General features: G+C 44.8%; 25 protein-coding genes. 16 read left to right on the top strand and 9 right to left on the bottom strand.

What is annotated here, in order from left to right; genetic code table 11:
- Nucleotides 1-5 precede the first annotated feature (5 nt).
- Together ACINWC323_RS14110 and ACINWC323_RS14115 are read left to right on the top strand one after the other, a co-directional pair.
- Nucleotides 6-329 carry a proton-translocating transhydrogenase family protein gene (locus ACINWC323_RS14110; RefSeq protein WP_004774657.1) on the top strand — a complete coding sequence of 108 codons (324 nt, stop codon included), beginning with the start codon at nucleotides 6-8 and terminating at the stop codon, nucleotides 327-329.
- 3 nt (nucleotides 330-332) lie between these two features.
- A complete protein-coding gene (locus tag ACINWC323_RS14115; protein WP_009509823.1) occupies nucleotides 333-1,787 on the top strand; it encodes an NAD(P)(+) transhydrogenase (Re/Si-specific) subunit beta in 1,455 nt (484 codons plus the stop codon).
- Nucleotides 1,788-1,851: 64 nt separating this feature from the next.
- Here ACINWC323_RS14115 and ACINWC323_RS14120 read toward each other — a convergent pair whose 3' ends face one another.
- Nucleotides 1,852-2,673 (bottom strand): SDR family NAD(P)-dependent oxidoreductase, encoded by an 822-nt coding sequence (locus ACINWC323_RS14120; RefSeq protein WP_009509782.1) that lies wholly within the window; start codon nucleotides 2,671-2,673, stop codon nucleotides 1,852-1,854.
- A 76-nt stretch (nucleotides 2,674-2,749) separates the two neighbouring features.
- On the opposite strand from ACINWC323_RS14120, the gene ACINWC323_RS20455 reads away from it, so the two are divergent.
- On the top strand, nucleotides 2,750-2,872 hold the full coding sequence (locus ACINWC323_RS20455) for a hypothetical protein (RefSeq protein WP_283201998.1): 123 nt from the start codon (nucleotides 2,750-2,752) through the stop codon (nucleotides 2,870-2,872).
- Here the strand turns inward: ACINWC323_RS20455 and ACINWC323_RS14125 are convergent.
- From ACINWC323_RS14125 to ACINWC323_RS14150, 6 genes are all read right to left on the bottom strand, one after another.
- Nucleotides 2,846-3,466 carry an NUDIX hydrolase gene (locus tag ACINWC323_RS14125; protein WP_009509833.1) on the bottom strand — a complete coding sequence of 207 codons (621 nt, stop codon included), beginning with the start codon at nucleotides 3,464-3,466 and terminating at the stop codon, nucleotides 2,846-2,848. The two genes, ACINWC323_RS20455 and ACINWC323_RS14125, sit on opposite strands and share 27 nt — an antisense overlap.
- A gap of 168 nt (nucleotides 3,467-3,634) precedes the next feature.
- A complete protein-coding gene (rsfS, locus tag ACINWC323_RS14130) occupies nucleotides 3,635-4,033 on the bottom strand; it encodes a ribosome silencing factor (RefSeq protein WP_005228728.1) in 399 nt (132 codons plus the stop codon).
- 81 nt (nucleotides 4,034-4,114) lie between these two features.
- Nucleotides 4,115-4,909 (bottom strand): hydroxypyruvate isomerase family protein, encoded by a 795-nt coding sequence (locus tag ACINWC323_RS14135; RefSeq protein ID WP_009509856.1) that lies wholly within the window; start codon nucleotides 4,907-4,909, stop codon nucleotides 4,115-4,117.
- Between the two features lie 30 nt (nucleotides 4,910-4,939).
- A complete protein-coding gene (locus ACINWC323_RS14140; protein WP_009509779.1) occupies nucleotides 4,940-5,806 on the bottom strand; it encodes an NAD(P)-dependent oxidoreductase in 867 nt (288 codons plus the stop codon).
- A 21-nt stretch (nucleotides 5,807-5,827) separates the two neighbouring features.
- The gene (locus ACINWC323_RS14145; RefSeq protein WP_009509750.1) at nucleotides 5,828-6,616 is read right to left on the bottom strand and encodes a crotonase/enoyl-CoA hydratase family protein; all 789 of its coding nucleotides are present in this window, start codon (nucleotides 6,614-6,616) and stop codon (nucleotides 5,828-5,830) included.
- A 75-nt stretch (nucleotides 6,617-6,691) separates the two neighbouring features.
- Nucleotides 6,692-9,502, bottom strand: a complete 2,811-nt coding sequence (locus ACINWC323_RS14150) for a GacS-like sensor histidine kinase (RefSeq protein ID WP_009509757.1) — start codon at nucleotides 9,500-9,502, stop codon at nucleotides 6,692-6,694.
- Nucleotides 9,503-9,651: 149 nt separating this feature from the next.
- Between ACINWC323_RS14150 and cysM the strand changes: the two genes are divergently transcribed.
- The 4 genes from cysM (at nucleotide 9,652) to ACINWC323_RS14170 (ending at nucleotide 15,239) form a co-directional block, all read left to right on the top strand.
- Nucleotides 9,652-10,575: a cysteine synthase CysM gene (gene cysM, locus ACINWC323_RS14155; protein ID WP_009509765.1), complete on the top strand. Its 924-nt coding sequence runs from the start codon at nucleotides 9,652-9,654 to the stop codon at nucleotides 10,573-10,575.
- Nucleotides 10,576-10,663: 88 nt separating this feature from the next.
- Nucleotides 10,664-11,485 carry a 3'-5' exonuclease gene (locus ACINWC323_RS14160; protein WP_005228735.1) on the top strand — a complete coding sequence of 274 codons (822 nt, stop codon included), beginning with the start codon at nucleotides 10,664-10,666 and terminating at the stop codon, nucleotides 11,483-11,485.
- 9 nt (nucleotides 11,486-11,494) lie between these two features.
- A complete protein-coding gene (gene rlmD / locus ACINWC323_RS14165) occupies nucleotides 11,495-12,904 on the top strand; it encodes a 23S rRNA (uracil(1939)-C(5))-methyltransferase RlmD (protein ID WP_009509844.1) in 1,410 nt (469 codons plus the stop codon).
- Between the two features lie 31 nt (nucleotides 12,905-12,935).
- Complete coding sequence (locus ACINWC323_RS14170) at nucleotides 12,936-15,239, top strand: RelA/SpoT family protein (protein WP_005228737.1); 2,304 nt, start codon at nucleotides 12,936-12,938, stop codon at nucleotides 15,237-15,239.
- Nucleotides 15,240-15,336: 97 nt separating this feature from the next.
- On the opposite strand, the gene ACINWC323_RS14175 is transcribed toward ACINWC323_RS14170, so the two are convergent.
- Complete coding sequence (locus ACINWC323_RS14175) at nucleotides 15,337-15,771, bottom strand: hypothetical protein (RefSeq protein ID WP_009509825.1); 435 nt, start codon at nucleotides 15,769-15,771, stop codon at nucleotides 15,337-15,339.
- Nucleotides 15,772-16,030: 259 nt separating this feature from the next.
- Nucleotides 16,031-16,804 (bottom strand): SDR family oxidoreductase, encoded by a 774-nt coding sequence (locus ACINWC323_RS14180; protein WP_009509840.1) that lies wholly within the window; start codon nucleotides 16,802-16,804, stop codon nucleotides 16,031-16,033.
- 102 nt (nucleotides 16,805-16,906) lie between these two features.
- Here ACINWC323_RS14180 and mazG point away from each other — a divergent pair, with 102 nt between their 5' ends.
- The 9 genes from mazG to yjgA all read left to right on the top strand — a co-directional run bounded on the left by mazG (nucleotide 16,907) and on the right by yjgA (nucleotide 23,559).
- Nucleotides 16,907-17,713 (top strand): nucleoside triphosphate pyrophosphohydrolase, encoded by an 807-nt coding sequence (gene mazG / locus ACINWC323_RS14185; RefSeq protein ID WP_009509785.1) that lies wholly within the window; start codon nucleotides 16,907-16,909, stop codon nucleotides 17,711-17,713.
- Nucleotides 17,682-18,107: a ComEA family DNA-binding protein gene (locus tag ACINWC323_RS14190; protein WP_009509854.1), complete on the top strand. Its 426-nt coding sequence runs from the start codon at nucleotides 17,682-17,684 to the stop codon at nucleotides 18,105-18,107. The genes mazG and ACINWC323_RS14190 overlap by 32 nt, the downstream gene beginning before the upstream one ends.
- A 140-nt stretch (nucleotides 18,108-18,247) precedes the next feature.
- Nucleotides 18,248-19,702 (top strand): polynucleotide adenylyltransferase PcnB, encoded by a 1,455-nt coding sequence (gene pcnB, locus ACINWC323_RS14195; RefSeq protein ID WP_009509866.1) that lies wholly within the window; start codon nucleotides 18,248-18,250, stop codon nucleotides 19,700-19,702.
- Nucleotides 19,699-20,187, top strand: coding sequence for a 2-amino-4-hydroxy-6-hydroxymethyldihydropteridine diphosphokinase (gene folK, locus ACINWC323_RS14200; protein ID WP_009509784.1), 489 nt, complete (start codon nucleotides 19,699-19,701; stop codon nucleotides 20,185-20,187). The genes pcnB and folK overlap by 4 nt, the downstream gene beginning before the upstream one ends.
- 39 nt (nucleotides 20,188-20,226) lie before the next feature.
- On the top strand, nucleotides 20,227-21,036 hold the full coding sequence (panB, locus tag ACINWC323_RS14205) for a 3-methyl-2-oxobutanoate hydroxymethyltransferase (protein ID WP_005228749.1): 810 nt from the start codon (nucleotides 20,227-20,229) through the stop codon (nucleotides 21,034-21,036).
- Between the two features lie 3 nt (nucleotides 21,037-21,039).
- Nucleotides 21,040-21,885: a pantoate--beta-alanine ligase gene (gene panC, locus ACINWC323_RS14210; RefSeq protein ID WP_005228751.1), complete on the top strand. Its 846-nt coding sequence runs from the start codon at nucleotides 21,040-21,042 to the stop codon at nucleotides 21,883-21,885.
- A 20-nt stretch (nucleotides 21,886-21,905) separates the two neighbouring features.
- Nucleotides 21,906-22,757: an RNase adapter RapZ gene (rapZ, locus tag ACINWC323_RS14215; RefSeq protein ID WP_005228753.1), complete on the top strand. Its 852-nt coding sequence runs from the start codon at nucleotides 21,906-21,908 to the stop codon at nucleotides 22,755-22,757.
- Nucleotides 22,754-23,023, top strand: a complete 270-nt coding sequence (locus ACINWC323_RS14220) for an HPr family phosphocarrier protein (RefSeq protein WP_004804467.1) — start codon at nucleotides 22,754-22,756, stop codon at nucleotides 23,021-23,023. Before rapZ ends, ACINWC323_RS14220 begins: the two co-directional genes overlap by 4 nt.
- 2 nt (nucleotides 23,024-23,025) lie before the next feature.
- On the top strand, nucleotides 23,026-23,559 hold the full coding sequence (yjgA, locus tag ACINWC323_RS14225; RefSeq protein ID WP_005228754.1) for a ribosome biogenesis factor YjgA: 534 nt from the start codon (nucleotides 23,026-23,028) through the stop codon (nucleotides 23,557-23,559).
- The last annotated feature ends 43 nt before the right edge of the window (nucleotides 23,560-23,602 follow it).

Below are 23,602 nucleotides of genomic sequence, written 5' to 3'. Positions count from 1 at the left end.
TTCTCATGGTTGAAACGATTACAATTTTCGTCCTTGCCATCTTCGTAGGTTATTACGTGGTGTGGGGCGTAACACCTGCATTGCATACCCCTTTAATGGCGGTAACCAACGCGTTGTCTTCAATTATTGTGGTGGGCGCGATGATCCAGACTGTGGGGATGCCTGCGATTGGTGTGGATGCCAATGTTGCATTCCAGAGTGTCAATGTGGTGAGTGTGCTTGGTGCGATTGCTGTGTTTTTGGCGAGCATTAACATTTTCGGTGGCTTTGCTGTAACTGCTCGTATGCTTGAAATGTTCAAGCCGAAGCAAAAGAAAAAAGAGGGCTAAGCGATGGAATTCATTCGAGACTATGCGGATTGGTTCTACCTAATTGGTGCTGTCCTCTTTATCTTAACCTTACGTGGTTTGTCTGGCCCTAAGACTGCAATTGCCGGTAACCGTTACGGTATGATCGCAATGGCGATTGCGGTTGTGACTACCTTCTTTGTTGCTGAACATCCAGTGGTCTGGATGATCGGCGGTGCAATGGTGTTAGGTGCTGTTGTGGGTATCGCTCGTGCGAAAACCGTGCCAATGACACAAATGCCTGAAACTGTCGCATTGATGCATTCTTTGGTTGGTTTGGCTGCGGTATTGATTGCGATTGCAGCGATCTTGCATAACAACCAGCTCACTGCATTGTTTGCACAGAATGAAGCTGCTTTAACGGCTGCGGGTGTTCAACATGCACATATGAGTTCAGTTCATTTGTTTGAATTGTTCGTAGGCTGCTTCGTTGGTGCGATCACCTTTACCGCTTCTGTATTTGCTTACGGTAAATTGGCTGCGAAAAAATGGGCAAAAACTATCTCTGGTGCATGGGTTAAACCGGTTCAGGCGATCATCTTTATTGCAATGCTGGCCTGTGGTTTCTACTTCTTTACCACAGGCAACATGACTGCGTTCTGGGCAATGACAGCACTTGCACTTGCATTTGGCTGGGTATGGATTGCACCAGTTGGTGGTGGTGATATGCCAGTTGTGGTTTCACTATTGAACTCATTCTCTGGTTGGGCTGCGGCAGGTATTGGTTTCACACTTGAAAACAATATGTTGATTGTTGCCGGTTCACTGGTGGGTTCTTCTGGTGCGATTCTTTCTTACATCATGTGTAAGGCGATGAACCGTTCAATCATCAACGTATTGTTTGGTGGTGCAATGGGTGGTGCAGCAGTTGCGTCAGCAGACAAAGGTGAGCAAGTTCAACGTAACCACCGTTCTGGTTCAGCAGATGACGCAGGCTTCCTGATGTCAAATGCAGACAGCGTTGTGATTGTACCGGGTTATGGTATGGCGCAAGGTCGTGCACAGAATGCAGTGAAAGAGTTGTGTGAAATTCTGAAAGAGCAGGGTGTAAAAGTTCGCTTCGCGATTCACCCGGTGGCAGGTCGTATGCCTGGTCATATGAACGTATTGTTGGCAGAAGCAGATGTTGCCTATGAAGACATCTTGGAAATGGATGAGATCAACTCGGATTTCCCTGCAACAGACGTGGTACTTGTGATTGGTGCGAACGATGTAGTAAACCCGGCGGCGAAAGATGATCCAAGCTCACCAATTTACGGTATGCCGATCCTTGAAGCACATAAAGCACGTACTATTATGGTTATCAAGCGTTCAATGGCGACAGGTTATGCTGGCCTAGACAATGACTTGTTCTATAACGAAAAAACCATGATGATCTTTGGTGATGCCAAGAAAGTTGTGGAAGACATGACCAAAGCAATCAATGGTGGTGGTCACTAATCTGACCTAATCAGGATTGTAAAAGCCACCTTCGGGTGGCTTTTTTATTGGAAATTATTTGGGTTTAAATAAACTTTTCAACAAGGTTCATAGACTGTTGATAGAGGTCACGTGCCAGTTGCTGATTTTTGGCATGTGAAGATTTCCAGTCGGGCATATGTGCACTGACATATGCTCCATTGCGTTTTGCCCATTCATCCCCAATCGCCATTTGAGTAATCAGTTTTGCAGGAACAGAGGTTGGAACTAAGCCGAGTTTCATTGCTGCATAAACAGGTTTGGGTAGGTCGCGATAAATATCAGAGGCAACCCCACCAGGGTGTAAGGCATTGTTGGTGATTGAGCTATCTGCCAGTTGTTCTGCAAGGGCATTGCTCAGCAATAAATTGGCAAGTTTGGATTGTCCATAATAAAACAAGGGGTTGTAAAAACCTTCTGCGCGGAATTTATTGGGTTTGATGGAGCCTGCCCAATGTGCAATCGAGGCTAAATGGACAATCCGTGCCTGAGGAGATTGTTTTAAAACAGGAAGCAATTTTTGGGTCAATAAAAAATGACCGAGATAATTGACGCCAAATTGTTGCTCGAAGCCATCGGCTGTCAGTTGTTTAGTCTTGGCAAATAGGCCCGCATTGTTGATTAACACATCCAGCTTGCCGTAACGATCTACAATTTCATCGGCTGCTTTTCGGGTAAGTTCAAGGCTGTTGAGGTCAAGGGAGATCAGGTCGACTTGTCCTTGGTCGAGTGCACGTAACTTGCTTTGTGCTTGTTGCGCCTTTTGTGGGTTTCGGCAGGCAAGAATCACGTGTTGCCCTTGTTTAACCAACTGTTCTGCCGTGGCAAAACCAATGCCGGTATTGGCACCTGTAATCAGTATTTTCACTTCCTGTACTCCAGTTATGCTATTTATTGGTGGGATGGCAAGAATCTGTATAGTGCTGCAATTTTGACAATTTGTCATGTCAAAATTAATGGCAGGTGATAACTGGTATTTACAGGCCTTTAGAGAGCCGCGTTACTGGTATTTGCAGATGATGAGTTGGTTGAATTGGAGCTTAGTCGAAATCAGTCTGCTCGGGTAAACCTTGCAGTAACTCAAAAAATTGGTGGATTTGTGCTTCTGTAACACGAGCTGTGGAAATGAGAGGTAATTCATTTCTACCAAAGAAGCCCACTTCAGATGTTTCAATACTTGGTTTTAGCTCCCCCCCAATAAGCTCACACCAAAAGAAAGCCTTATACACATGTAAAAACATGGCTGGATGAGGATGTTTTCTTCGATCCGTCAGTGCCAGAAGTCTGGTTGCTTTCACTTCTAATCCTGTTTCTTCCAGAACTTCTTTTTCAGCATTCTCTGCTGCTGAGTAGCCAATATCAGCCCAGCCGCCTGGAATAGACCATAAGCCGTCCTGTGTTTCTTTGGCTAATAAGAGTTTGTTGTCTTTAAATACGACTGCACGTACATCTATTTTAGGTGTTGCATATCCGACATCCTGAAGCACATCTGCAATAAAGTCTTGAGTATCAATTTCTTTTAAATCAATCAAAGTGCGTACATAACTGATAATTTGGTCATAACGTTCTTTGTCGTAGACATCTTTTGAATAGTACAAACCTGTTTGCGCGAGTCCAGTAATTTTGTTGAGTGTTTCAATCCATTCAGTTGAATCTTTCATCTTGTTTTAGATTTAATTGCTGATTAGTGAATCCATACTAGCATTGTTGTGCTGATTGGCAATGAAAAGAAGGAATCTATCAAGCGGGGGAGGGAACAATAAAACTAGCTTAAAACGAGTTTTTAAGTATAAAAAAAGCGACCGATTCGGTCGCTTTTTTGGAGAGCTTTACGCTACAGATTCGGGTGCACGCCATAAGCTTTCTAGGTCATAGAACTTACGCGCGGTTGGTAACATCACATGTACCACAACGAAACCGAGATCGATTAAGATCCATTCGGCATCGCGTTCACCTTCGACACCGATTGGGCGGAAACCTGCTTTACGTGCTTCATCAGCAACATTATCTGCAAGGGCTTTAACATGACGAGTCGACGTACCGCTTGCAATTACAATTGCATCGGCAACATTGCTGATCGTACTTACGTCAAGTTCAAGAATATCTTTGGCTTTTACATCAGTGAGAGCTTCATGTACAACTTTAAGGCAAGCGTGTACATCTTTGTTCGCTGTTTTGATTTTTAGGTCGTGAGAATTAGAAGCGCTGGGCGATGGTTCTAAATTCATAGAGGGTATATTTTCCTGACAATTGCTCATTGTCAAATATACCGTTTTTCTCTAAAAAGTTCAAATTTTAGCAGTAACAGTTTATGTATTCACATCATTGGAAAAGTACTTCTTTTTCCAGGCAAAAGATTGATCTGACTGGTTTTTTGGTCGATATTCTGCCGTGATAAGACCGCGATAGTCACTTTGTAGCAGCCAGTCAAAGATCTGTTTATACGGGATATTTCCTGTATCTGGCTCATGGCGACCCGGACAGTCGGCAAATTGAATATGTCCAATCTGGTGCAGATTTTCTTGTAGCCCAGCTAAAACATCTTCTCCCATCATCGCCATATGATAACAGTCATATTGCATTTTTAAGGCTGGATGGTTAACTGCTTCTAACATTTCCTGACCTTGAGCAATGTTCTGAATCAAAAAACGTGGCATGTCGGTGTCATTAATCATCTCGAAAACCGGTTCGATACCTTGCTCGCTCAACATGTGGCAAGCAAGCTTTAGGTTGCTGGCTAGCGTATTCAGGCAAGGGAGCAGATCTGCATCCAGAGGTTGTTTGCCGGCCAGAATATTAACGCGCGGTACATTGAGTGCGGTGGCATAGCGTATTGCCAGTTCAAGCGCCTGATGGAATTCAATTTCTTTTCCCGGGATACCTGCCAGTCCATTACCGCCCTGCATCAGATCACCGGCAGGAACATTGATCAGGCATAGTGACAGATTGTGTTGTTCCAGTTGGGTGCGTAGATCAACTACGTCTAACTCATAAGGAAACTGAATTTCAACCTGTTGAAATCCGTGTGCATGTGCTAAAGCAAAGCGCTCAATTAAAGGGACTTCGGTAAAAATCATTGATAAATTGACTGCGAGATGGCTCATATTCTGACTCCCTGAATCAATAGACCCTGTTTATTGTTCTATAACTTTGATAATAGTAGCTAAATCCTTCTCGGCAAAGCCATTTTCTTGGTGGGCTTGTAACTGTAGTAAGGCTTTTTGTGCGACAGGTATCTTTAAGTTAAAACTTTGTGCCAGTTGTAGTGCATTGTTGAGGTCTTTTGACAAAGTTTGCACTTTCCATTGCACAGGTTCAAAGGTCTCGGTTGCCATGCGCGGCGCCAGTATCTGGAACGGCTTTGAATCGGCAAAGCCGCCTGCAAGGGCGGGAGCCAATAGGGTGGTGTCTACACCTGCCTGATCCGCCAGTGCCACCGCTTCAGCAATCAAAGTACTGTTGGCTGCCACAATTAACTGATTACAAATTTTGGTGGCTTGACCTGTACCCGAGTCACCCATACGCGTTACCCGCTGGGACAGCACCTGATAAATAGGATCAAGTTGCTGGATGATCGCCGCATCACCACCTGCAAAAATGACTAAGGTTCCTTGTTCAGCCCCCATGGTTCCACCGGAGACAGGGGAGTCAATCCAGGTTACGCCCTGTTGTTGTGCTGCTTGGGCAAGACTTAGCGTCGCGGCAACCGATAAGCTGGAAAAGTCCACAATAATTTGCTGTGCTTTTAAGGCTGGCTGAATTTGGGAAAACACGCTTTGAACGGCCTGATCATCGGCCAGACAGGTTAAAACCACAGGATAATTTCCAATCTCTGCCAAGTCCAGACTTTGGGCACCTTGTTGAGTCAGCGCTTCACATGCATGAGGACTACGGTTCCAGACCGCCACCGTATAACCGGCTTGTAGCAGTCGGCTGGCCATACGTGTACCCATTAAACCCATACCTAAAAATGCGATGGGTGTTTGTTGATTAACATGCATGTGAATGTTCCCTGATTGTGCTTATTTATATTGGCGCGGTAAAAATTCCACTTCCGGGTTTTTATCCTTCTTACGCGCAAGACGACTATTTTTACCTAAGATTAGTTTAAGTTGCCACAGCTTTTCCAGACGTAATGCTTTTTCCGGTTGGTGTTCCATTGCATCCAGTACGCGTTTTGCAGCCATAATCGCATCAGGTGAACGCTGTAATATTTCTTCAGCAATCAGCTGGGCTTTTGCCAATGGATCGTTGTCTAAATGCGTCACCAGACCGATTTGCTTGGCGTATTCGGCATCAAAGATGCGTGCGGTCAGCGTCAGTTCTTTGGCAAGATCCACGCCAATCAGACCTTTCAGGGAACGGGTCAGTCCCATATCTGGTACAAGGCCCCAACGACTTTCCATAATCGACATTTTAGTGCTTGGTGTTGCGATACGAATATCTGCGGCAAGTGCCAGTTGCATGCCAGCGCCAAAGCAATAGCCTTCAATGGCTGCAATCACAGGAATCGGCAGCTTCTGCCAGATTAAAAATGCTTTTTGAAACAGGCTCTGGCCCGGCTTGATCAGTTCCCATGCTGCAAATGCGGTATTCTTCGGATTATTTAGATCAGACAGGTCGATGCCAGCACTAAATACATTGGCTTCACCCGTTAAGATGACACAGCGGATTGAACGGTCTTTTTCAATTTTTTTGGCGGTGGCCACCAGTTCTTTTAGCAAGGCAAAGCTCATTGCATTGCGTTTGTCTGGTCGGTTTAAAGAAACGGTCGCAATTCCATTGTTCTTTTCAACGCGTAAAAGTGCCATCTGTCTTACTCTTATTGTGTTCGATGAGGCAGCATAACATGAGTGTCAGGGCTGAAACATGACACCCCAGTCACCTTAACTGTCGTGCGCATGCAAGATCAAATGTGCTGCCTGTCTGACCTGTTCAATCGCTGTATTGAGCTCACTGAAACGATGATTGGTTTCACGGATAAATTGATCATCTGCTTTACGGCGTTCTTTGCGTAAGGTCGAGACAAACTGTTCAAACTCACCTGAGACCTGTTGCAGATTCGGTGTACCGACATAGCGGGTTGCGCCATACAGACGATGCAATACATGCTCGAGCTGTGGAAAATCTTCCATTTCAATCAACTGCTGCATTTCTGCAAGTTCGGTATCGAAACTGTCGACCAGCATATTCAACAGGTCTTGCGCCAAATCTTCTTTGTTCGCAGCCAACTGCACGCTTTGTTGCCAGTTCAGAATATGAGGGTCAATGGACTCGATTGGACGCTTTTGTTCAATATTGACTGGCTGGGCACTAAAGTTATTCTTGGTCCAGTGCGTCAGGATCTGGATAATCTGTTCCATCTGAATCGGTTTAGTGACATAGTCATTCATCCCCACTTTAAGTAACTTCTGCTTTTCATCTGCCAGTGCATGTGCGGTGAGGGCAATGATGGGCAGTTGCATGCCATTATCAAGCGTCGATTCTAGAGAGCGGATGGCGCGCGTGGTATCAATCCCTGACATGACCGGCATTTGAATGTCCATAAACACCAGATCAAATGGTGGTGATTTTTGCTCGATACGCTCCTGAATAATATCAATGGCTTTTTGTCCGCTGAGTGCTTTGGTGGTGGTGACATTGAGTTCACCCAGTAACGCTTCAAGTACAATCAGGTTGGGTAGATGATCGTCAACGGCCAGAACGTGTAGGCCTTGACCATTAAAGTCTTCCGGTTCCTGTTCAAAAATCGGCTGGTTACCGAGCAACTGAACCAGTTCGCGACGACTAAGCGGTTGATACAGCGGACGAGCGCGATATTCATTCAGCATATTCGGATCAAGGCTCATCTGGTAACCATACACCGCAAGGTTACCGTGATAACGCTGACGAATTTCTTTTAACAGGGCTTCGGTATCGCCGCTATGGTCCACAATCAGCCAGGTGCTTTCTTGCTGATTGAGATGATTTAAACGGCTAAACAAGTCCAGAATGGATTGGGTTTCGATATGGGAAACCCGATAATTTTCCAGATAGGAGCGTAACACGCTGGCCGTCGCAGGGTGGGCCAGATAAGACACCACCTGTAAATGGTCAAAATGAGGATGTTCCACAAACTCATCCTGTTCTTCCACTTTAAAGGATGCGGTAAACCAGAAGGTCGAGCCTTTCTCTGTAGGTGCACGTTCCTGATTGTCTTCAAAGCCAATCTGGCCATGCATCAGGTGGACCAATTGCTTGGAAATGGCCAGACCGAGTCCGGTTCCGCCAAATTGACGGGTAACCGAAGCATCCCCTTGGGAAAAGGATTCGAATAATTTTTTACGGTCAGTCCCGCTTAAGCCAATACCGCTGTCCTGTACGCTGAAATGCAATAAACATTGTCCGATTTCATCATCTTCCATCCGCACCCGCACGATGATCTCACCGTCAGGGGTGAACTTGATCGCATTGGAAATCAGGTTGGTCAGAATCTGTTTGAAACGTAACGCATCACCGACCACATGCTGTGGAATGTTTTCAGCATAATAGAAGGCCATATTGATATGCTTTTGTGCCGCCAGCGGCGAGAGCATATCCATCACATCAAAGATGGCTTCTTCAAGATCAAACGGGGCGGTTTCAAGTTCCAGTTTACCCGCATCAATTTTAGAAAAGTCCAGTACATCATTAATCAGTGCCAATAAATGCGCTGAGGATTTTCGAATGGTTTGCAGGTACAGGTTCTGTTCATTGCTCAGGTTTTGCTGACGTAGCAACAAATGAATAAAGCCATCAATACTGTTCAGTGGCGTTCTGAGCTCATGACTGATATTGGCCAGGAAAACCGACTTGGACTGATTGGATGAAATCGCCTGGTCACGCGCCTGACGATAAGTAATGTTTTGGACTTCCAAGGTATCGAGAGTCCGGCGTAAATCTTCTTCGGTCTGTTCGGTATGTTCTTTTAATTCGAGAAAGCTAAAGTGCAAGCGTTTCACCACGTTGGCAATATCACGCTGGAGTAAACGCAGTTCACCGGTACTGTTTACAACAATGTGCTGATCGAGCGTATCCGCATTAAGACGTTGCATTTGCATACGAATCTCGTAGATCGGGGCCAGCCAGCGACGGGAGAACACATTCAGGCAGAACAGTAAAATCAGAATGGTCAATAAGCCTGTGACCACCAATGACAGTAAAACTTTATAGCGAGCCAGTTCCAGCGGTTGATTATCCAGCTCAATCATTAGCCAGACAGAGTCAGGATTGCCGCTGTCGAGTTTTGCACCATAAATATTGTTGTGATTATGAGAAATAGGGCCAAAAAAATTACTGTTATTGGGGAAATTAGGCCAGAAACGGTTGTTTTGATAACCGACACTTAAATAGGTCTGTCCTTTATTATCAATCAGCACTGCACGTTGTAAATTCTTTTCATCAAACATTTTTTGCATGATGTTTTGCGCGCGGTCATATTGATCGGGCTGCTCTTGCACCAGCTTTAATAAATCATTCGCGGTTTGATGATAACGTGCCAGAATCGCCGAGGCATCTGAGCGTTGTTGCTGTTTGGCTGAGTTGGTAGTTTCGGCTAAAACCCAGAGAATTCCTACACTTGTCAAAATTGCAATTGGCACAAGAATCAGTGCAATCAACTGCCCATAAGCATGATTGAGGCGTAAACGTTTCGATATGGTCTTATTGAAATTTGACATAGTTCGGTCAGATTTATCATTCTGCGCAATATCTTAGCATGCTTTCTGATAAGCGCAGCGATCTGCTTGCCAATAAAAAGCAGAGTGAAATGGTGCAGTATTTCTGTTTTTTTCATACAATAGTCGCCACCTTAATATCGGTGTCGATCATGACGAATACGCAAACTGATTTTTTAGCAGATGAATTTTTACTGGATGAGTATGTCGGTAAAACCCCTTTAGTACGTTTGCAGCGTTTAGCGTGTCATACCCAGGCCACGGTATTAGCCAAATTAGAAGGTAACAATCCGGCAGGTTCAGTCAAGGATCGTCCTGCCTATAACATGATTGTACAGGCCGAAAAACGTGGACAGATCCAGCCAGGCGATACCTTGATTGAAGCGACCAGTGGTAATACCGGTATTGCTTTGGCGATGGTTGCGGCCATGCGCGGCTATAAAATGAAGCTGATCATGCCGAACAACATGAGTCAGGAACGTAAAGATGCCATGCTGGCTTATGGTGCGGAGTTGATTGAAGTGACTCAGCAGCAAGGCATGGAAGGCGCGCGTGATCTGGCGATGCAGATGCAGGCAGAAGGCAAGGGTTTTGTACTGAACCAGTTTGGTAACCCGGACAATGTCGAGGCCCATTATCTGACCACAGGACCTGAAATCTGGAAGCAAACAGGCGGCAAGATTACCCATTTCGTTAGCTCCATGGGCACCACAGGTACGATCATGGGGGTTTCTAAATATTTGAAGGAACAAAACCCTGATATTCAGATTGTCGGTTTACAACCTTCAGACGGTTCCAGCATTGCCGGGATTCGCCGTTGGCCTGAAGAATATTTGCCAACTATTTTTGACCGTAGTCGTGTCGACCGTATTATTGATATTCCCCAGATTGAAGCAGAAAAAACCATGCGTAAGCTGGCACGTACCGAGGGGATCAGTGCGGGAACCTCTTCTGGTGGTGCAGTTTGGGCATCGGTTAAAATTGCTGAAGAAACCCCAGATGCCGTGATTGTCTGCATTATCTGCGACCGCGGTGACCGTTATTTATCAACGGGTTTATTTTCAGTTCAAGATTAGAATCTCCCCCTAACCCCCTCTTTTTAAAAGAGGGAGAACTCCTCCCTTTATAAAAGGGAGGTTGGGAGGGATTGGTAGAGATTTTAAGATGAATTTACGCTTTCCGATTTTAGTGTTTGATATTGAGACCCTGACTGATCTCAAGGCCGGGGCACATCTCCATGATCTGGACTTGCCGGCAGCCGACGTGGAACAGGCGCTGACCAAGATTCGCCGCCAGGAATCAGGTGTAGAGTTTCAGCGTCTGCCTTTACATGAGATTGTCTGTATTTCTGGATTATGGATTGATGAAAAAGGTTTTCGCCTGTTTTCATTCAGTCAGGAGCAGAATAGCGAAGCAGAAATGCTGGCCAAGTTTCTGTCTATTTTTGACAAGAAACAGCCGACACTGGTGAGCTGGAATGGTTCGCAATTTGACTTGCCTGTGATTCTGTTCCGTGCCATGTACCACGGCCTGTCTGCGCCGAGCCTGTTTGATCAGGGCGAAATTGACCAGCAGAAGCGGTACAACAATTATCAGAATCGCTATCACCATCGCCATGTTGACCTGATGGATGTGATGGCCATGTTTAATGGTCGTAATTTCCAGAAGCTGGATGATATTGCCTGTTTGCTGGGTTTTCCGGGCAAACGTGGTGAAGTTGGCTATCGTGTGCCAGACTATGTCCGTACTGAACAATGGTTAAAATTGACCAGTTATTGTGAAGGCGATGTGCTGAACACATGGCTGGTCTATATCCGCTGGTTGCTGCTAAAAGGTCAGTTGAATCAAAAAGATCATCAACAGTTGATTCAAGCGACGATTGATTATTTACAAACTCAAACGCAACAAACTGAATTTTTACAGGTATGGCAACAAACATCGCAATATACTGTATTTACCGCACCCACTTTTGCGCCAAAAAATTAGGTTCCTCTTTTGAAACACAAAGCGAAACATCGCCCAGCCCAATATCCAACCTATACCTTTCAAATCGAAGCGTTTTCTCATGAAGGGCGCGGCATCGCGCATTATGGAACGCATCCTGACCATCCTAAAGAAAAGCATGGCAAGAAAGTTTTTATTCGCTATGGTCTCGTCGGTGAAACGGTACAGGCAAAGATTACCAACCAGACTTCTCGGCTGGAAGAAGCCGACATGATCAAGCTGGAAGGTGAGGCGGCTGAAGGTCGTGTCGATCCGATCTGTCCTCATTTTGGGGTATGTGGTGGCTGTAGCCTGCAACATATTCATCCTGACCAGCAGATTTTGTTGAAACAGAATGTGTTGAAGTCGCATTTACAGCACTTTGCAGGTTTAGAGCCTGAGCAATGGCTGGCACCGATCCGTTCGGTAAAAACCGATTATCGCCGTCGTGCCCGTATCGGGGTGCGCTATATTGCCAAGCAGAACCGTTTGGTGATGGGCTTTCGTGAGCATCATAGTAATCATCTCACTGCCATCCAGCAGTGCAATGTATTGGATCAAACTTTGTCCGAAAGCTTGCCTGAACTTAGAAAATTACTCGAAAGTCTTACAGGCAAAGCCCATATCGGTCATATAGAATTGGCCATGGGCGACACCGAGGTGGCATTGCTGATTCGTCATCTTGATAAATTAAATGTGTCGGATGTCAACCAATTACGTCAGTTTACGTTACTCAAGGGATGGCAGTTGTATTTGCAGCCCAAAGGGGCAGAGAGTTTACATCGTGTAGATGATGCTCAGGCACCGATGCGCTTGCATTACAGTCTGGATGATTTTGCAGTCAAATTTGCATTTTCACCTTTAGACTTTACCCAGGTGAACAGCGCTGTAAATGCACAGATGATTCACTTGGCATGTGAATTGCTTCAGTTACAGCAAGGGGAGAGAGTGCTTGACCTGTTCTGTGGATTAGGCAATTTCTCGCTCCCGATTGCACGTCGTGTGGGTGAAACGGGTCAAGTGGTGGGTGTTGAAGCAAGTGACGAGATGGTGCAACGGGCAACTGAAAATGCGAAAGCCAATCAGTTGTCACAAGCGATGTTCTTTTCACAAGATTTAACAAAAGACTTTTCGCATCATTCTTGGGCGAAACAGGGATTTGATGCATTATTAATTGATCCTCCACGATCGGGTGCGTTTGAAGTCATGCAATATGTACCTAATTTTGGAGCGAAAAGAATCGTTTATGTATCATGTAACCCATCAACACTGGCAAGGGATGCAGGTGTACTGGCACAATATGGCTATCGGTTAAAGAAAGCTGCGGTGATGGACATGTTTACGCATACTGAACATGTTGAATCGATTGCCCTGTTTGAAAAAATTGAGAAGCTGGAAAAAATCGAAGAGATAAACGATTAAAAAATGAGTTACATATCCAGAGGAGAAAGGTATGGTCACAGTACGTGAACAGTTACCTGGACGACTCCAAGAGTTGTCTGAGGAAGCGACTGTAGAACATGCCGCTGAAGCGCAAAGTAGTCTGGTCTCCTGGCTAGATCGGGTGCGTGGTATTTTGGATGGGGCTGAGCTGAAACAACTTCAAAAAGTTGCCGAGCTGACCTTAGCAAAAGAGTTACAAGCGACGGATCATCGTATCAATACCTTTAGTACAGGTATTGGTATGGCGGATATTTTGGCCCATTTGCATGTCGACGAAGACACGCTTTCAGCGGCAGTGTTATATCGTAGTGTACGTGAAGGTCTGATTACTTTAGAGGACATTCAACAGCAGTTTGGCGAGCAGGTTCTGGCTTTGGTAAAAGGCACACTTGCAATGGGTAAACTGTCGGAGTTGATTGAAAAGAATAAGCGTTTAGAAGACCATTTTAATAATAATCAACGTGAACATCTAAACGGCATTTATAAGATGCTGATTTCAGTGACGGAAGATGTTCGGGTTGTACTGATCAAGCTGGCAGAACGTACCTACGCCTTACGTGAATTGGCTACCGCCAGCAAAGAGCGCCAAGAGCGTGTGGCACGTGAGATTCTGACCATTTACTCGCCGCTTGCCCATCGTTTGGGGATTGCCCAGCTCAAATGGGAGCTGGAGGATCTGGCCTTTCGTTATCTGGCCCCGGAACGCTATAAAGAAATTGCGTCTTTGCTGAATGAAAAGCGTCTGGAGCGTGAGCAATATATTCAGTTTGTGATTGATAAACTGAAAACTGAACTGGCTGCATATGATATTCAGGCGGAAATCACCGGGCGCGTGAAGCACATTTATTCGATTTATCGAAAAATGAAAAGCAAAAACCTGAGCTTCGATCAGCTGTATGATATTCGGGCAGTGCGTGTACTGGTCAAGAGCGTTCCAGATTGCTATCACGCTCTGGGCATCGTTCATCAGATCTGGCGTCATATTCCGAACCAGTTCGATGACTATGTCACTAATCCGAAAGCCAATGGCTATCGTTCTTTGCATACCGCGGTAATTGCTGAGAACAAGTCATTGGAAGTACAGATTCGTACTTTTGAAATGCATAACGAAGCTGAGCTTGGGGTGTGTTCGCACTTTAACTATAAAGAAGGTGCCAAGAATACCGATCATTCCTTTAATGACCGTTTGCATTCATTACGTGCGGTCCTTGAGCATTATCAGGAACGTACCGAGACCACGCCACATGCTGAAGATGAAGAATCGAATGGCATTGATCAGATTCAGGATTTTGAGAATTTTGAAAAGATCTATGTGTTTAGCCGTGATGGGGATATCAAGGAATTACCACGTGGTTCCACTGTTCTAGACTTTGCCTACCATGTGCATACCGAGGTCGGGAACAAGTGCTATGCGGCACGAGTGAACCAGCGTTATGTGCCTTTGACCTATATGTTAAAGACCGGTGAGCAGGTTGAGATTTTAACCAAGAAAGATCGTGAACCGAATCGTGACTGGTTGGTGAATTCGCTGGGTTATATCAAGACTGCACGTGCACGTGACAAGTTACGCCACTGGTTTAGGCAGCAAGACCGTAGCAAGAATGTCGAAGTCGGGCGTGAGTTACTCACGAAAGAGCTGGCGCGTTTAGCCATCCATCCCAAGAGTATTGACCTGAAGGATTATTCATCTCATTTCAACCTGAAATCGGGTGATGATATTCTGGTGGCTTTAGTCAGTGGTGATATCAGCCTGCATGCCCTGATGAATCAGGTCAACCGACAGATGCATCTGGATCAGGATGAACCTGAACTGGTGCTGAAACCGGCCTTAAATCCGCGTGCCAGTCATACGCTATCTGCGCATGGCATCCTGATTGATGGGCTGGACAATGTCGAGCTGCATATTGCGCAATGTTGTCAGCCGGTACATGGTGAATCGATTGGTGGTTATATCACCTTGAATCGCGGTGTCAGTATCCATAAGGTTGCATGTCCAGATTACCTGCGCATGACTACACAAGAGCCGGAACGCGCAGTTGAAGCAGACTGGGAAATGCAGCCAACCCGTGGTCAGAGTGTTCAGATCGTGGTGGAAGCGTATGATCGTCGTGGTTTGCTCAAGGATCTGACCCAGGTGATTTTCTCAGACCAGATCAATATCCGTCAGGTCAATACCATTTCTGAGGCAGATGGTATTGCCAATATGAAATTATTGATTGAAGTCAAAGGTTTGGCACAGTTGTCCAGATTGCTGGCTCGTCTGGAGCAGCAGCCCGGGATTATCAGTGCCAGACGTCTGGTACAAGGCAGTTAAGCGGTAAATTGAGAAATAAAACCTGCAGTTAGGGCAGGTTTTATTTTTTTATGATTAAAATTTATTTGAATTTTAATCATACCCTCTAATTTAAACATTAGATTTTGCACTTTTTACTTTTTTGATAAACCGTCATGTTATCAATATTCGTTTGTGCCTTGGTTTTAATTGCTTGTTGTAAGGTCAGATTAGCTGCATCAGACGTATCTTCTTCACTTGCAATGTTGTGTGCAATTTGTCCTACTTTCGCTGCTTTTTCCGAATTACCTGCAAAAGCACTAATTGCCCCACTTGCAAGGCCTGCCCATTTGCTAACAGCTTTACTTGGTGATTGTGCATTTGTATTAATATTTACAATATTCTTTTCTGCTTCAGCAAGTTCGCGTTTGGCATTGGCCTGCTCAACAGAAAGATCGGCACAACTCATCGCTTTTAATTCAGTGGTTGAAAATGCTTTGTTTATATTTTCATTTGCAGCAAATGTTGAAAAAGAAAATGTTGCTGTTACTGTTAAAGCTAATAGTTTTTTCATTATTAAATCCCTCGAAAAGAAGGGAGCATCATAATAAAAAAGATAGAAAAAGTTTTATCATTAAAAACACTAATAATTAACAGAGTCTATGTTTTTATGTTTTTTTTGGTGTTTTAGTATACTTTTTAGTTTTTTATATTGGGGGATTATGTTGCACTAGGTTTTAAGGTGAGTATATTTTATTTTTAAATCTAGAAATATCTTGTATTTAAAAGCTCTCTTGATATTTTGCTCTATAAAATCAAGAGAATTAATTTATTTATTTTTTGCATAAAAACAGGTTGGTCCAGCGATTCAGGAACTGCGGACTAATGCTGGATAACTGATAGAGCAGTCTGGTTTTTATGCCGACAGGCGTATGTGTCGGGAGCAAGGCATGATCTTTGTGTTGTGCCAAATCTAGAACCTGTTTTGCGACATCGGCAGGAGTCAAATCTACCCCAATATTCTGGATACTGCCTGCGTCCATGTTTTTTACCATGTTGGTTTGTACAAATAAAGGCATCACATCCAGAACACGAATTTTATATTTCTGCCATTCTACATCCAGAGCCTCGGTTAAACCGCGCACCGCAAATTTACTGGCGGAATAAGATGCCAGATCAGCTTGACCATAAATCGCTGAGGCAGAGGAGAGGTTGATGACACGGGCAAAACCGGCCTGTTGCAGGTGCGCTAACGCGGCATGACAGCCATTGAGCATGCCTTTGACATTGATATCAACAATGCGGTGATGCGATTGAATATCCGTATTTTCAAATGGCCCTGAGTAAAGAATGCCAGCATTGTTAATGAGCAGGTTAAGTTCACCAGCCCAGCGAGTAAATTCCTGCAATGCGGTTTGCCATTGATGGTAATCGCTGACATCCAGATAACCGGCTTTGGCATGCATGCCCAGTTCTGCAGCTAAAGCCTGTGCCTGCTGTTGATTGATATCATAGATTCCCACTTTGAAACCTTGCTGGTAGAAGAGGCGGGCGATTTCAGCACCAATGCCTTGGGCAGCCCCACTAATAAAAACACTCTGTTGCATTGCCTTCCCTTGCTTTATATTGATAGTTTTTGCGTGCGTGTATATTACGCATAAGCGTATTCGGGCTGCAACACGTTGCTTCGATCAAGTGTGGAGATCATCATGGAAAAGTTATTGGCAATCATGCAAGAGTTAAGACAAAAGTGTCCATGGGATCAACAGCAAACACCAGAAAGCTTAACCCGTTATGCCATTGAAGAAGCTTATGAAGTTGAGGCAGCAATTCGTTCGGGGGACATCGACGAAATCCGCAATGAACTAGGGGATTTACTGTTGCAAGTGGTGTTCCAGTCGCAAATGTTTGATGAAAAAGGATTATTTAATTTTCATGATGTGGTGAATGCAATCAGTGAAAAATTAATTCGCCGTCATCCTCATGTTTTTGAGGCGGAAAAATATCAAAATTTGAGTGCTGAGCAAGTCAGTGCATTATGGAAACAGATCAAACAACAGGAAAAACAGGGTAAAGTACAGTCTCGGTTAGATGAGATCAAGCATGCACCTGCACTGCTACAGGCACATGAAATTCAAAAAAAGGCAGCACAGCTGGGTTTTGATTTTGAATGTGTTGAAGACGCTTATGGCAAACTGGATGAGGAACTCGAAGAGTTACAGCAGGCGATCAAAAGCCACAATAGCGATGATATTCAGGAAGAGTTTGGAGATTGCTTATTCTCTCTGATCAATGTGGGACGAAAGCTTGGCGTGTCGAGTGAAAGCGCATTATTGGCGACGATCCATAAATTTAGAAGCCGTTTTGCTTTTATTGAGCAGCAGGCACAACGACAACACAAAGACTTGCAAGACATGAGTTTGGCTGAAATGGATGGGCTTTGGGAGCAAGCAAAACGACAATTAAAAGCTCAGGAGAGCAACCATGATATTGCAGCAAGTATGCCGCAAACATAAGTTTTTTCTATTCATTATTTTGTGCTTGGGGTGTGTATCACCTCTTAAGGCACAGCAGTTTGACCAGGCCTATCAGCAATGGAAAACTCAGCAACAGCTACGTGACCAGCAGTTGGCGAATCAGGCAAATAATAATTATTATTTATCCCGCCCCACTCAGCAGGCTCCACAGCGGCTTTCATCTTCTGTAAATACTCCGGGTGATAAGATTAGCCTGAATCAGGCCAGTTTGCAGCAACTCCAGATGTTAAATGGGGTAGGTGAGAAAAAAGCGCAAGCAATTATGGAATATCGGCAAAAAAATGGCGGTTTTAAAAGCGTCGATGAGTTGATGAATATCAAGGGAATCGGGCCAAAATTGTTAGAGAAAAACAAAGCAAGGCTGATGTTATAAACCTGATATTGTCATAAAGTGATGAATGAGGCAGACAGATCTGTTGAAACTTGCAACAGAATAAATTGCCCTTTGTGTGTGTTAGAGCTATGATTAGCGACAAATTGTTATTTACGTCCTGACGTAGGAGACAGTGTCTTTTGCAAACTTTGCGTGCGTCAAAATGTGGTTTGTCCACAACTCAACTTCCTTCCTCAATTCTAGATGTGATTGATAGTCTGACTAAAGCAGGCTACGAGGCATATATTGTGGGCGGTGGTGTTCGAGATATGATGTTAGGTCTTAATCCAAAGGATTTTGACGCGGTTACTAATGCTACACCAGCTCAGGTGAAAGAAGTATTTGGTCGACGTTGCCGGATTATCGGGCGACGTTTTGAGCTGGCACATGTTTATTCCGGTCGTGAACTGATTGAAGTGGCGACCTTCCGTGCCCCACCGAAAAAAGCGGTCACCAGTGCCTCCGGGATGATTCTTCGTGATAATAACTGGGGAACGATTGAGCAAGATTTTGCTCGCCGAGATTTTTCGATCAATACCCTGTATTACCAGCCACGAAAAGGGATCGTACTTGATTTCTGCCATGCGGTAGAGGATATCAAGACCCGTACCTTACGTTTTCTGGGTGAACCGGCACAGCGTTTTGAAGAAGATCCTGTACGGATGTTACGTGCATTGCGTTTTGCTGCAAAACTGAACTTCCAGATTGATCAATCCATTCTCGATGTGTTTAATGTTGAAATGACGCAATTATTGCGTGATGTCTCACCCCATCGTTTATATGATGAATCACAAAAACTGTTCACCATGGGGCATTTGACCCGTGTCTTGCCGATGTTGATCGAGTTTGGTGTGTGGAAGCAGCTGTTTGCTGAAATTCAGCCCAATATCACGGCATTTATTGAGCGTGCGGCACGAAATACCGATCAGCGTATTCAAGTGGGTAAAACCATCAATCCTGCATTTTTCTATGCAGTCCTGTTATGGAAACCATTTTTAGAACGTTGTGATTTCTATCTGAACAAAGGGGTGGTACCCGCGGAAGCACGTGCACAAGCTGGACTTGATGTATTAAAACGTCAGGCGACCCGGACCATTATTCCGCGTTTTGCGGAAACCTTTATCCGTGAAGTCTGGGAAATGCAGACCCGTTTGCTCAATCCAAAGCCGCAACAGATTGAGGCTTTGGCAGGTCATGCCCGTTTCCGTGCCGGTTTTGACTTCTTGCTGTTGCGTGAGAAGTCTGGCGATAGTAGTACGGAAGGGATGGGCGTCTGGTGGGAAAGCTACCAGGAAATGACCACGGATCAAAAAGAAGCGGCAATCCGTCAATACAATCGTCAACGCAGCAAGACACGTCGTAAGGCGGTCGAAGCAGATGAGCCGAAGACGACTGAAATCGAGCCTTTGGTCAACGTCCCAGAGCCAAGAAGCCGCCGTGGTAAAACAGAACGGGTTAGAGCGGATGAGTCTGCGAGCCGTTTTATTGAAAAAGCGGCTGGCAACTCAGGACAGGTTCATGCGGATCACCCGATCCTTAAGCGTAAACGCGTACAACGTGATTTAAGCCAAGTGGTTTTTGGGCCAACGCAATGACGATTCGTAGCTATATCGGTCTTGGCAGTAATTTAGGCGATTCGCAGCAGATTCTGAGTGAAGCTGTTGCGAAGCTGACAACACTAGGCGCTGTACAGGTCTCCCGACTTTATCAAAGTCCACCGATGGGGCCGCAAGACCAACCGAATTACCTCAATGCAGTTGTGCAACTGGATACCGACCTTGCACCGCTTGCGCTGTTAGATCAATTACAACAATTTGAGCAAGAAGCAGGACGTGTCCGTTTACGACGCTGGGGAGAGCGCACGCTTGATCTGGATTTGCTGATCTATGGTCAGGAGCAGATCCACAATGAACGCTTAACCGTGCCACATGTGGGTATTTTAGAGCGTGATTTCGTCGTTATTCCCTTATTAGACCTAGATGCTCATTTACAATTAAATGGTCATTCTTTAAAAGATTTAGAACTGATACAGCAAGCAAACTTGACTGTAATAGCAGACCAGTCTTGGGCAATCGCTTAAGACTGTTTCGTTCTGGAAACGCCTGTAGAGGACATCATCATGATTAGTCTAAGTGACTTAAGAAAGTTTAAAGCCGAAGGACGCAAGTTCTCATGTCTTACTTGTTACGATGCAAGTATGGCTAAAGGGATGGAGTTGGCTGAAATTGATACGATTTTAATCGGTGACTCTCTTGGAATGGCGATTCAAGGCAGAGACTCTACACTTCCTGTGACGGTTGAAGATATGGCTTACCATACGGCCGCTGTACGTCGTGGTAATGCCCATGCCCTGATTATGACTGATCTGCCATTTATGAGCTATGCCACGCTTGAGGATGGTTTGAAAAATGCAAAAACTGTCATGCAAGCTGGCGCACAAATGGTCAAGATCGAAGGCGGTGCCTGGCTCAGCGAACTGGTTACCGTGTTGACCCGTAATGGTATTCCTGTGTGTGTACATTTAGGTTTAACGCCGCAATCTGTAAATGTGTTAGGCGGCTATAAATTGCAAGCAAAAACACGTGAAGCAGCGGATCAGCTGATTGCCGACTGTCAGGCGGTGATTGATGCCGGTGCAGCAGTATTGGTACTTGAATGTGTGCCTGCACAACTGGGTAAAGAAATTGCAGAACTTTTCCCGAATACACCCGTAATCGGAATTGGTGCAGGGCATGAAACCGATGGACAGGTATTGGTGGTTCAGGACATGCTTGGTCTGACCTTTGGTCGTGTTGCGCGTTTCGTTCGTAACTTCATGAAAGAGCAATCTGGCGAAACTGCCATTGTCGATGCGTTTAAAGCCTATCATGCTGCCGTGCAGGACCAGTCGTTCCCAGCCAAAGAACATACTTTTCAGGTTGAGCTTTAATCCATGAAAACTGAAACAACGATACAAGGCTTAACTGCGTCACTTTCTCCTGCGCGTAGTTCAAAGAAACTGATTGGTTTTGTACCGACCATGGGCAATCTGCATGAAGGTCATTTGACTCTGGTGCGTGAAGCAAAAAAACTGTGTGATGTGGTGGTGGTCAGTATTTTCGTCAATCCAATCCAGTTTGGCGCAGGCGAGGACTTTGATAGTTATCCACGTACTTTAGAGCAAGACAGCCGCTTATTGGCGGATGTGGGCTGCGATATTATTTTTGCACCCACTGTTGAGCAAATGTACGGGACACAGCCGCGTTTGACCAATATCAGTGTGGGTCAGATTACCGATGACCTGTGTGGAAAATCACGTCCAGGTCATTTTGATGGCGTTGCAGTTGTGGTGACCAAGCTGTTCAATATTGTACAGCCTGATTTTGCTTTCTTCGGGCAAAAGGACTATCAGCAACTGGCCGTCATTCGTCAGCTGGTACAAGACCTGAACATGCCGCTTGAAGTGATTGGCGTGCCGATTGTACGCGCCGAAGATGGTTTGGCTTTAAGTTCTCGTAATGGTTATTTAACCGAAGAGCAACGGGCAATTGCACCCACTATTTATCAATCGCTCAAACAGGCTGAACAGCAATTGCATGAAGGGCAGGCACTTAACCAAGTGTTAGCAAATATCTCGACGCAATTGACACAGGCTGGCTTTGTTGTGGATTATGTGGAAGCTCGTCAGACCAACCTGCAACCGATTGCGCAATTTGATCAGGACCTTGTTGTTTTTGTTGCTGCAAAACTGGGTGCAACCCGTTTGATTGATAATCTACAAGTTGACTTTAAAACATAAAAAATGAAGGGCAAAATGCCATGAAGCGTATTCTTATCGTGACAGGACAATCAGGCTCAGGCAAATCATCTGCATTACAAGTGCTTGAAGACTTGGGCTATTATTGTATAGATAACTTACCTTTGGCATTATTGCCTGAAATTGTGGCGAAACTGGATCACGAGAATAATCTTGAACAGTTGGCACTGGGCGTAGACATCCGCAGTACCCGTGCCGATATGCAAGAGTTCGATCATGTGTTTGAGCAATTACAACGCCATGGTTCGGTGGATATTATTTATCTGACCACACAGGATCAGGATTTGATTGCACGTTTTAGTGCATCACGTCGACCGCATCCGTTGGCTAGCCGCTTCAATAGCCTGTTGCAATGTATTCAGGAAGAGAAGCAACTGCTGATTCCGATCCAGTTTCGTTCTACCGTCCATATTGATACCACGGATAAAAGTGTCCATGATTTAAAACATATCCTATTGTCTAAACTAGGGCAGTCGGATAACTTAATTGTAATTTTACAGTCTTTTGGCTATAAGCACGGTATTCCACTCGATGCGGATTATGTATTTGACGTACGCCATTTACCAAATCCACATTGGGACTTAGAATTACGCCGTTTTTCAGGTTTAGATGAACCTGTGCGCCGCTTTTTAGAAGGCAGTCAGCAAACCAATGAAATGTTTGAAGATATTTATGGCTTTCTTGATAAGTGGTTACCCGCTTTTGCTGAAGGACATCGCCATTACATGACCATTTCCGTGGGATGTACGGGCGGGCAGCATCGTTCGGTTTATATCGTGGATAGACTCAAACAGGCCCTTGAGGCAAAATGGGCTGTCCAAATCTTACATAGAGAAATGAAGCACTGGTCATGATAGACACAACAATTGATGTAATTAATAAACTCGGCTTACACGCTCGCGCATCTGGTAAACTGATTGAAGTGACGACAAAATTTCGTTCTTCTATCCAGATTGGTAAGGGCGATAAGTTAGTTGATGCAAAAAATATTATGTCATTGTTGATGTTGGGTGCAGGTAAAGGCACCACATTAAGACTGGTGATTGAGGGTGCTGATGAAGACAAGGCACTGGAAGAAATTCAAACGCTGTTCGCAGCAAAATTTTACGAGGCAGAGTAATAGTGGCACGTGGTCCCCAACGTTATACAGATGAAGATTTTGAGTCATTAGAAGGGCGTGCGAGTCGAACTGAGCAAAAAAAGGCAGTTCAGCGCATGGCCGCTTTGGGTGAGCAGTTGGCTCAACTGAATCCAAAGCAGATTCAAAAACTTCCTGTCGATGAGCGTTTAATTGATGCCTTGCTTGAAGTGCAGAAAATTAGCTCATTTGAAGCGCGTCGTCGTCAGTTCCAACGCGTTGGTAAGTTATTGCGTAATGAAGATGAGAGCACAATTTTATCTTATCTCACGCCGCAACAAGGCGCTAAAAAACAAATGCAATTGATGCGTTGGGTTGATCGTATGATTGATCAGGGCGATCCAATTATTAATGAGTTTAGTAAAGTATTTAATGCTTCTGAACGCCATACTTTGCGTCAGCATGTATTACGTATTCATCGTGATATCAAGCAGCAGGTCAGTGAAGAAGAACTGGAAGCCTCGAAACGTAAGTTCGTCAATTATGTTCAACAGGTCGCGCTGTTATCTGAACAGTAAGGTCTAAAATAAAAAAAGAAGTTTCCCCGGAAACTTCTTTTTT

The organism is Acinetobacter sp. WC-323 (assembly GCF_000314615.1).
In the GTDB taxonomy this organism is placed as follows: Bacteria; Pseudomonadota; Gammaproteobacteria; order Pseudomonadales; family Moraxellaceae; genus Acinetobacter; species Acinetobacter courvalinii.
Note: the sequence above shows the minus strand (reverse complement) of the source record. Positions and strands in the feature narration are given on the sequence as shown.

Bases quoted from the DNA above. Each gene is read 5' to 3' on its own strand.
- ACINWC323_RS14190 (WP_009509854.1), top strand. From the start codon at position 17,682: ATGATATTGCAGCAAGTATGCCGCAAACATAAGTTTTTTCTATTCATT.
- rapZ (WP_005228753.1), top strand. From the start codon at position 21,906: ATGAAGCGTATTCTTATCGTGACAGGACAATCAGGCTCAGGCAAATCA.
- ACINWC323_RS14115 (WP_009509823.1), top strand. From the start codon at position 333: ATGGAATTCATTCGAGACTATGCGGATTGGTTCTACCTAATTGGTGCT.
- folK (WP_009509784.1), top strand. From the start codon at position 19,699: ATGACGATTCGTAGCTATATCGGTCTTGGCAGTAATTTAGGCGATTCG.
- ACINWC323_RS14175 (WP_009509825.1), bottom strand. From the start codon at position 15,771: ATGAAAAAACTATTAGCTTTAACAGTAACAGCAACATTTTCTTTTTCA.
- ACINWC323_RS14180 (WP_009509840.1), bottom strand. From the start codon at position 16,804: ATGCAACAGAGTGTTTTTATTAGTGGGGCTGCCCAAGGCATTGGTGCT.
- ACINWC323_RS14110 (WP_004774657.1), top strand. From the start codon at position 6: ATGGTTGAAACGATTACAATTTTCGTCCTTGCCATCTTCGTAGGTTAT.
- panC (WP_005228751.1), top strand. From the start codon at position 21,040: ATGAAAACTGAAACAACGATACAAGGCTTAACTGCGTCACTTTCTCCT.
- cysM (WP_009509765.1), top strand. From the start codon at position 9,652: ATGACGAATACGCAAACTGATTTTTTAGCAGATGAATTTTTACTGGAT.
- panB (WP_005228749.1), top strand. From the start codon at position 20,227: ATGATTAGTCTAAGTGACTTAAGAAAGTTTAAAGCCGAAGGACGCAAG.
- rsfS (WP_005228728.1), bottom strand. From the start codon at position 4,033: ATGAATTTAGAACCATCGCCCAGCGCTTCTAATTCTCACGACCTAAAA.
- ACINWC323_RS14160 (WP_005228735.1), top strand. From the start codon at position 10,664: ATGAATTTACGCTTTCCGATTTTAGTGTTTGATATTGAGACCCTGACT.
- ACINWC323_RS14145 (WP_009509750.1), bottom strand. From the start codon at position 6,616: ATGGCACTTTTACGCGTTGAAAAGAACAATGGAATTGCGACCGTTTCT.
- ACINWC323_RS14170 (WP_005228737.1), top strand. From the start codon at position 12,936: ATGGTCACAGTACGTGAACAGTTACCTGGACGACTCCAAGAGTTGTCT.
- ACINWC323_RS14135 (WP_009509856.1), bottom strand. From the start codon at position 4,909: ATGAGCCATCTCGCAGTCAATTTATCAATGATTTTTACCGAAGTCCCT.
- ACINWC323_RS14125 (WP_009509833.1), bottom strand. From the start codon at position 3,466: ATGAAAGATTCAACTGAATGGATTGAAACACTCAACAAAATTACTGGA.
- mazG (WP_009509785.1), top strand. From the start codon at position 16,907: ATGGAAAAGTTATTGGCAATCATGCAAGAGTTAAGACAAAAGTGTCCA.
- ACINWC323_RS14150 (WP_009509757.1), bottom strand. From the start codon at position 9,502: ATGTCAAATTTCAATAAGACCATATCGAAACGTTTACGCCTCAATCAT.
- ACINWC323_RS20455 (WP_283201998.1), top strand. From the start codon at position 2,750: ATGTCAAAATTAATGGCAGGTGATAACTGGTATTTACAGGCCTTTAGA.
- ACINWC323_RS14140 (WP_009509779.1), bottom strand. From the start codon at position 5,806: ATGCATGTTAATCAACAAACACCCATCGCATTTTTAGGTATGGGTTTA.
- ACINWC323_RS14220 (WP_004804467.1), top strand. From the start codon at position 22,754: ATGATAGACACAACAATTGATGTAATTAATAAACTCGGCTTACACGCT.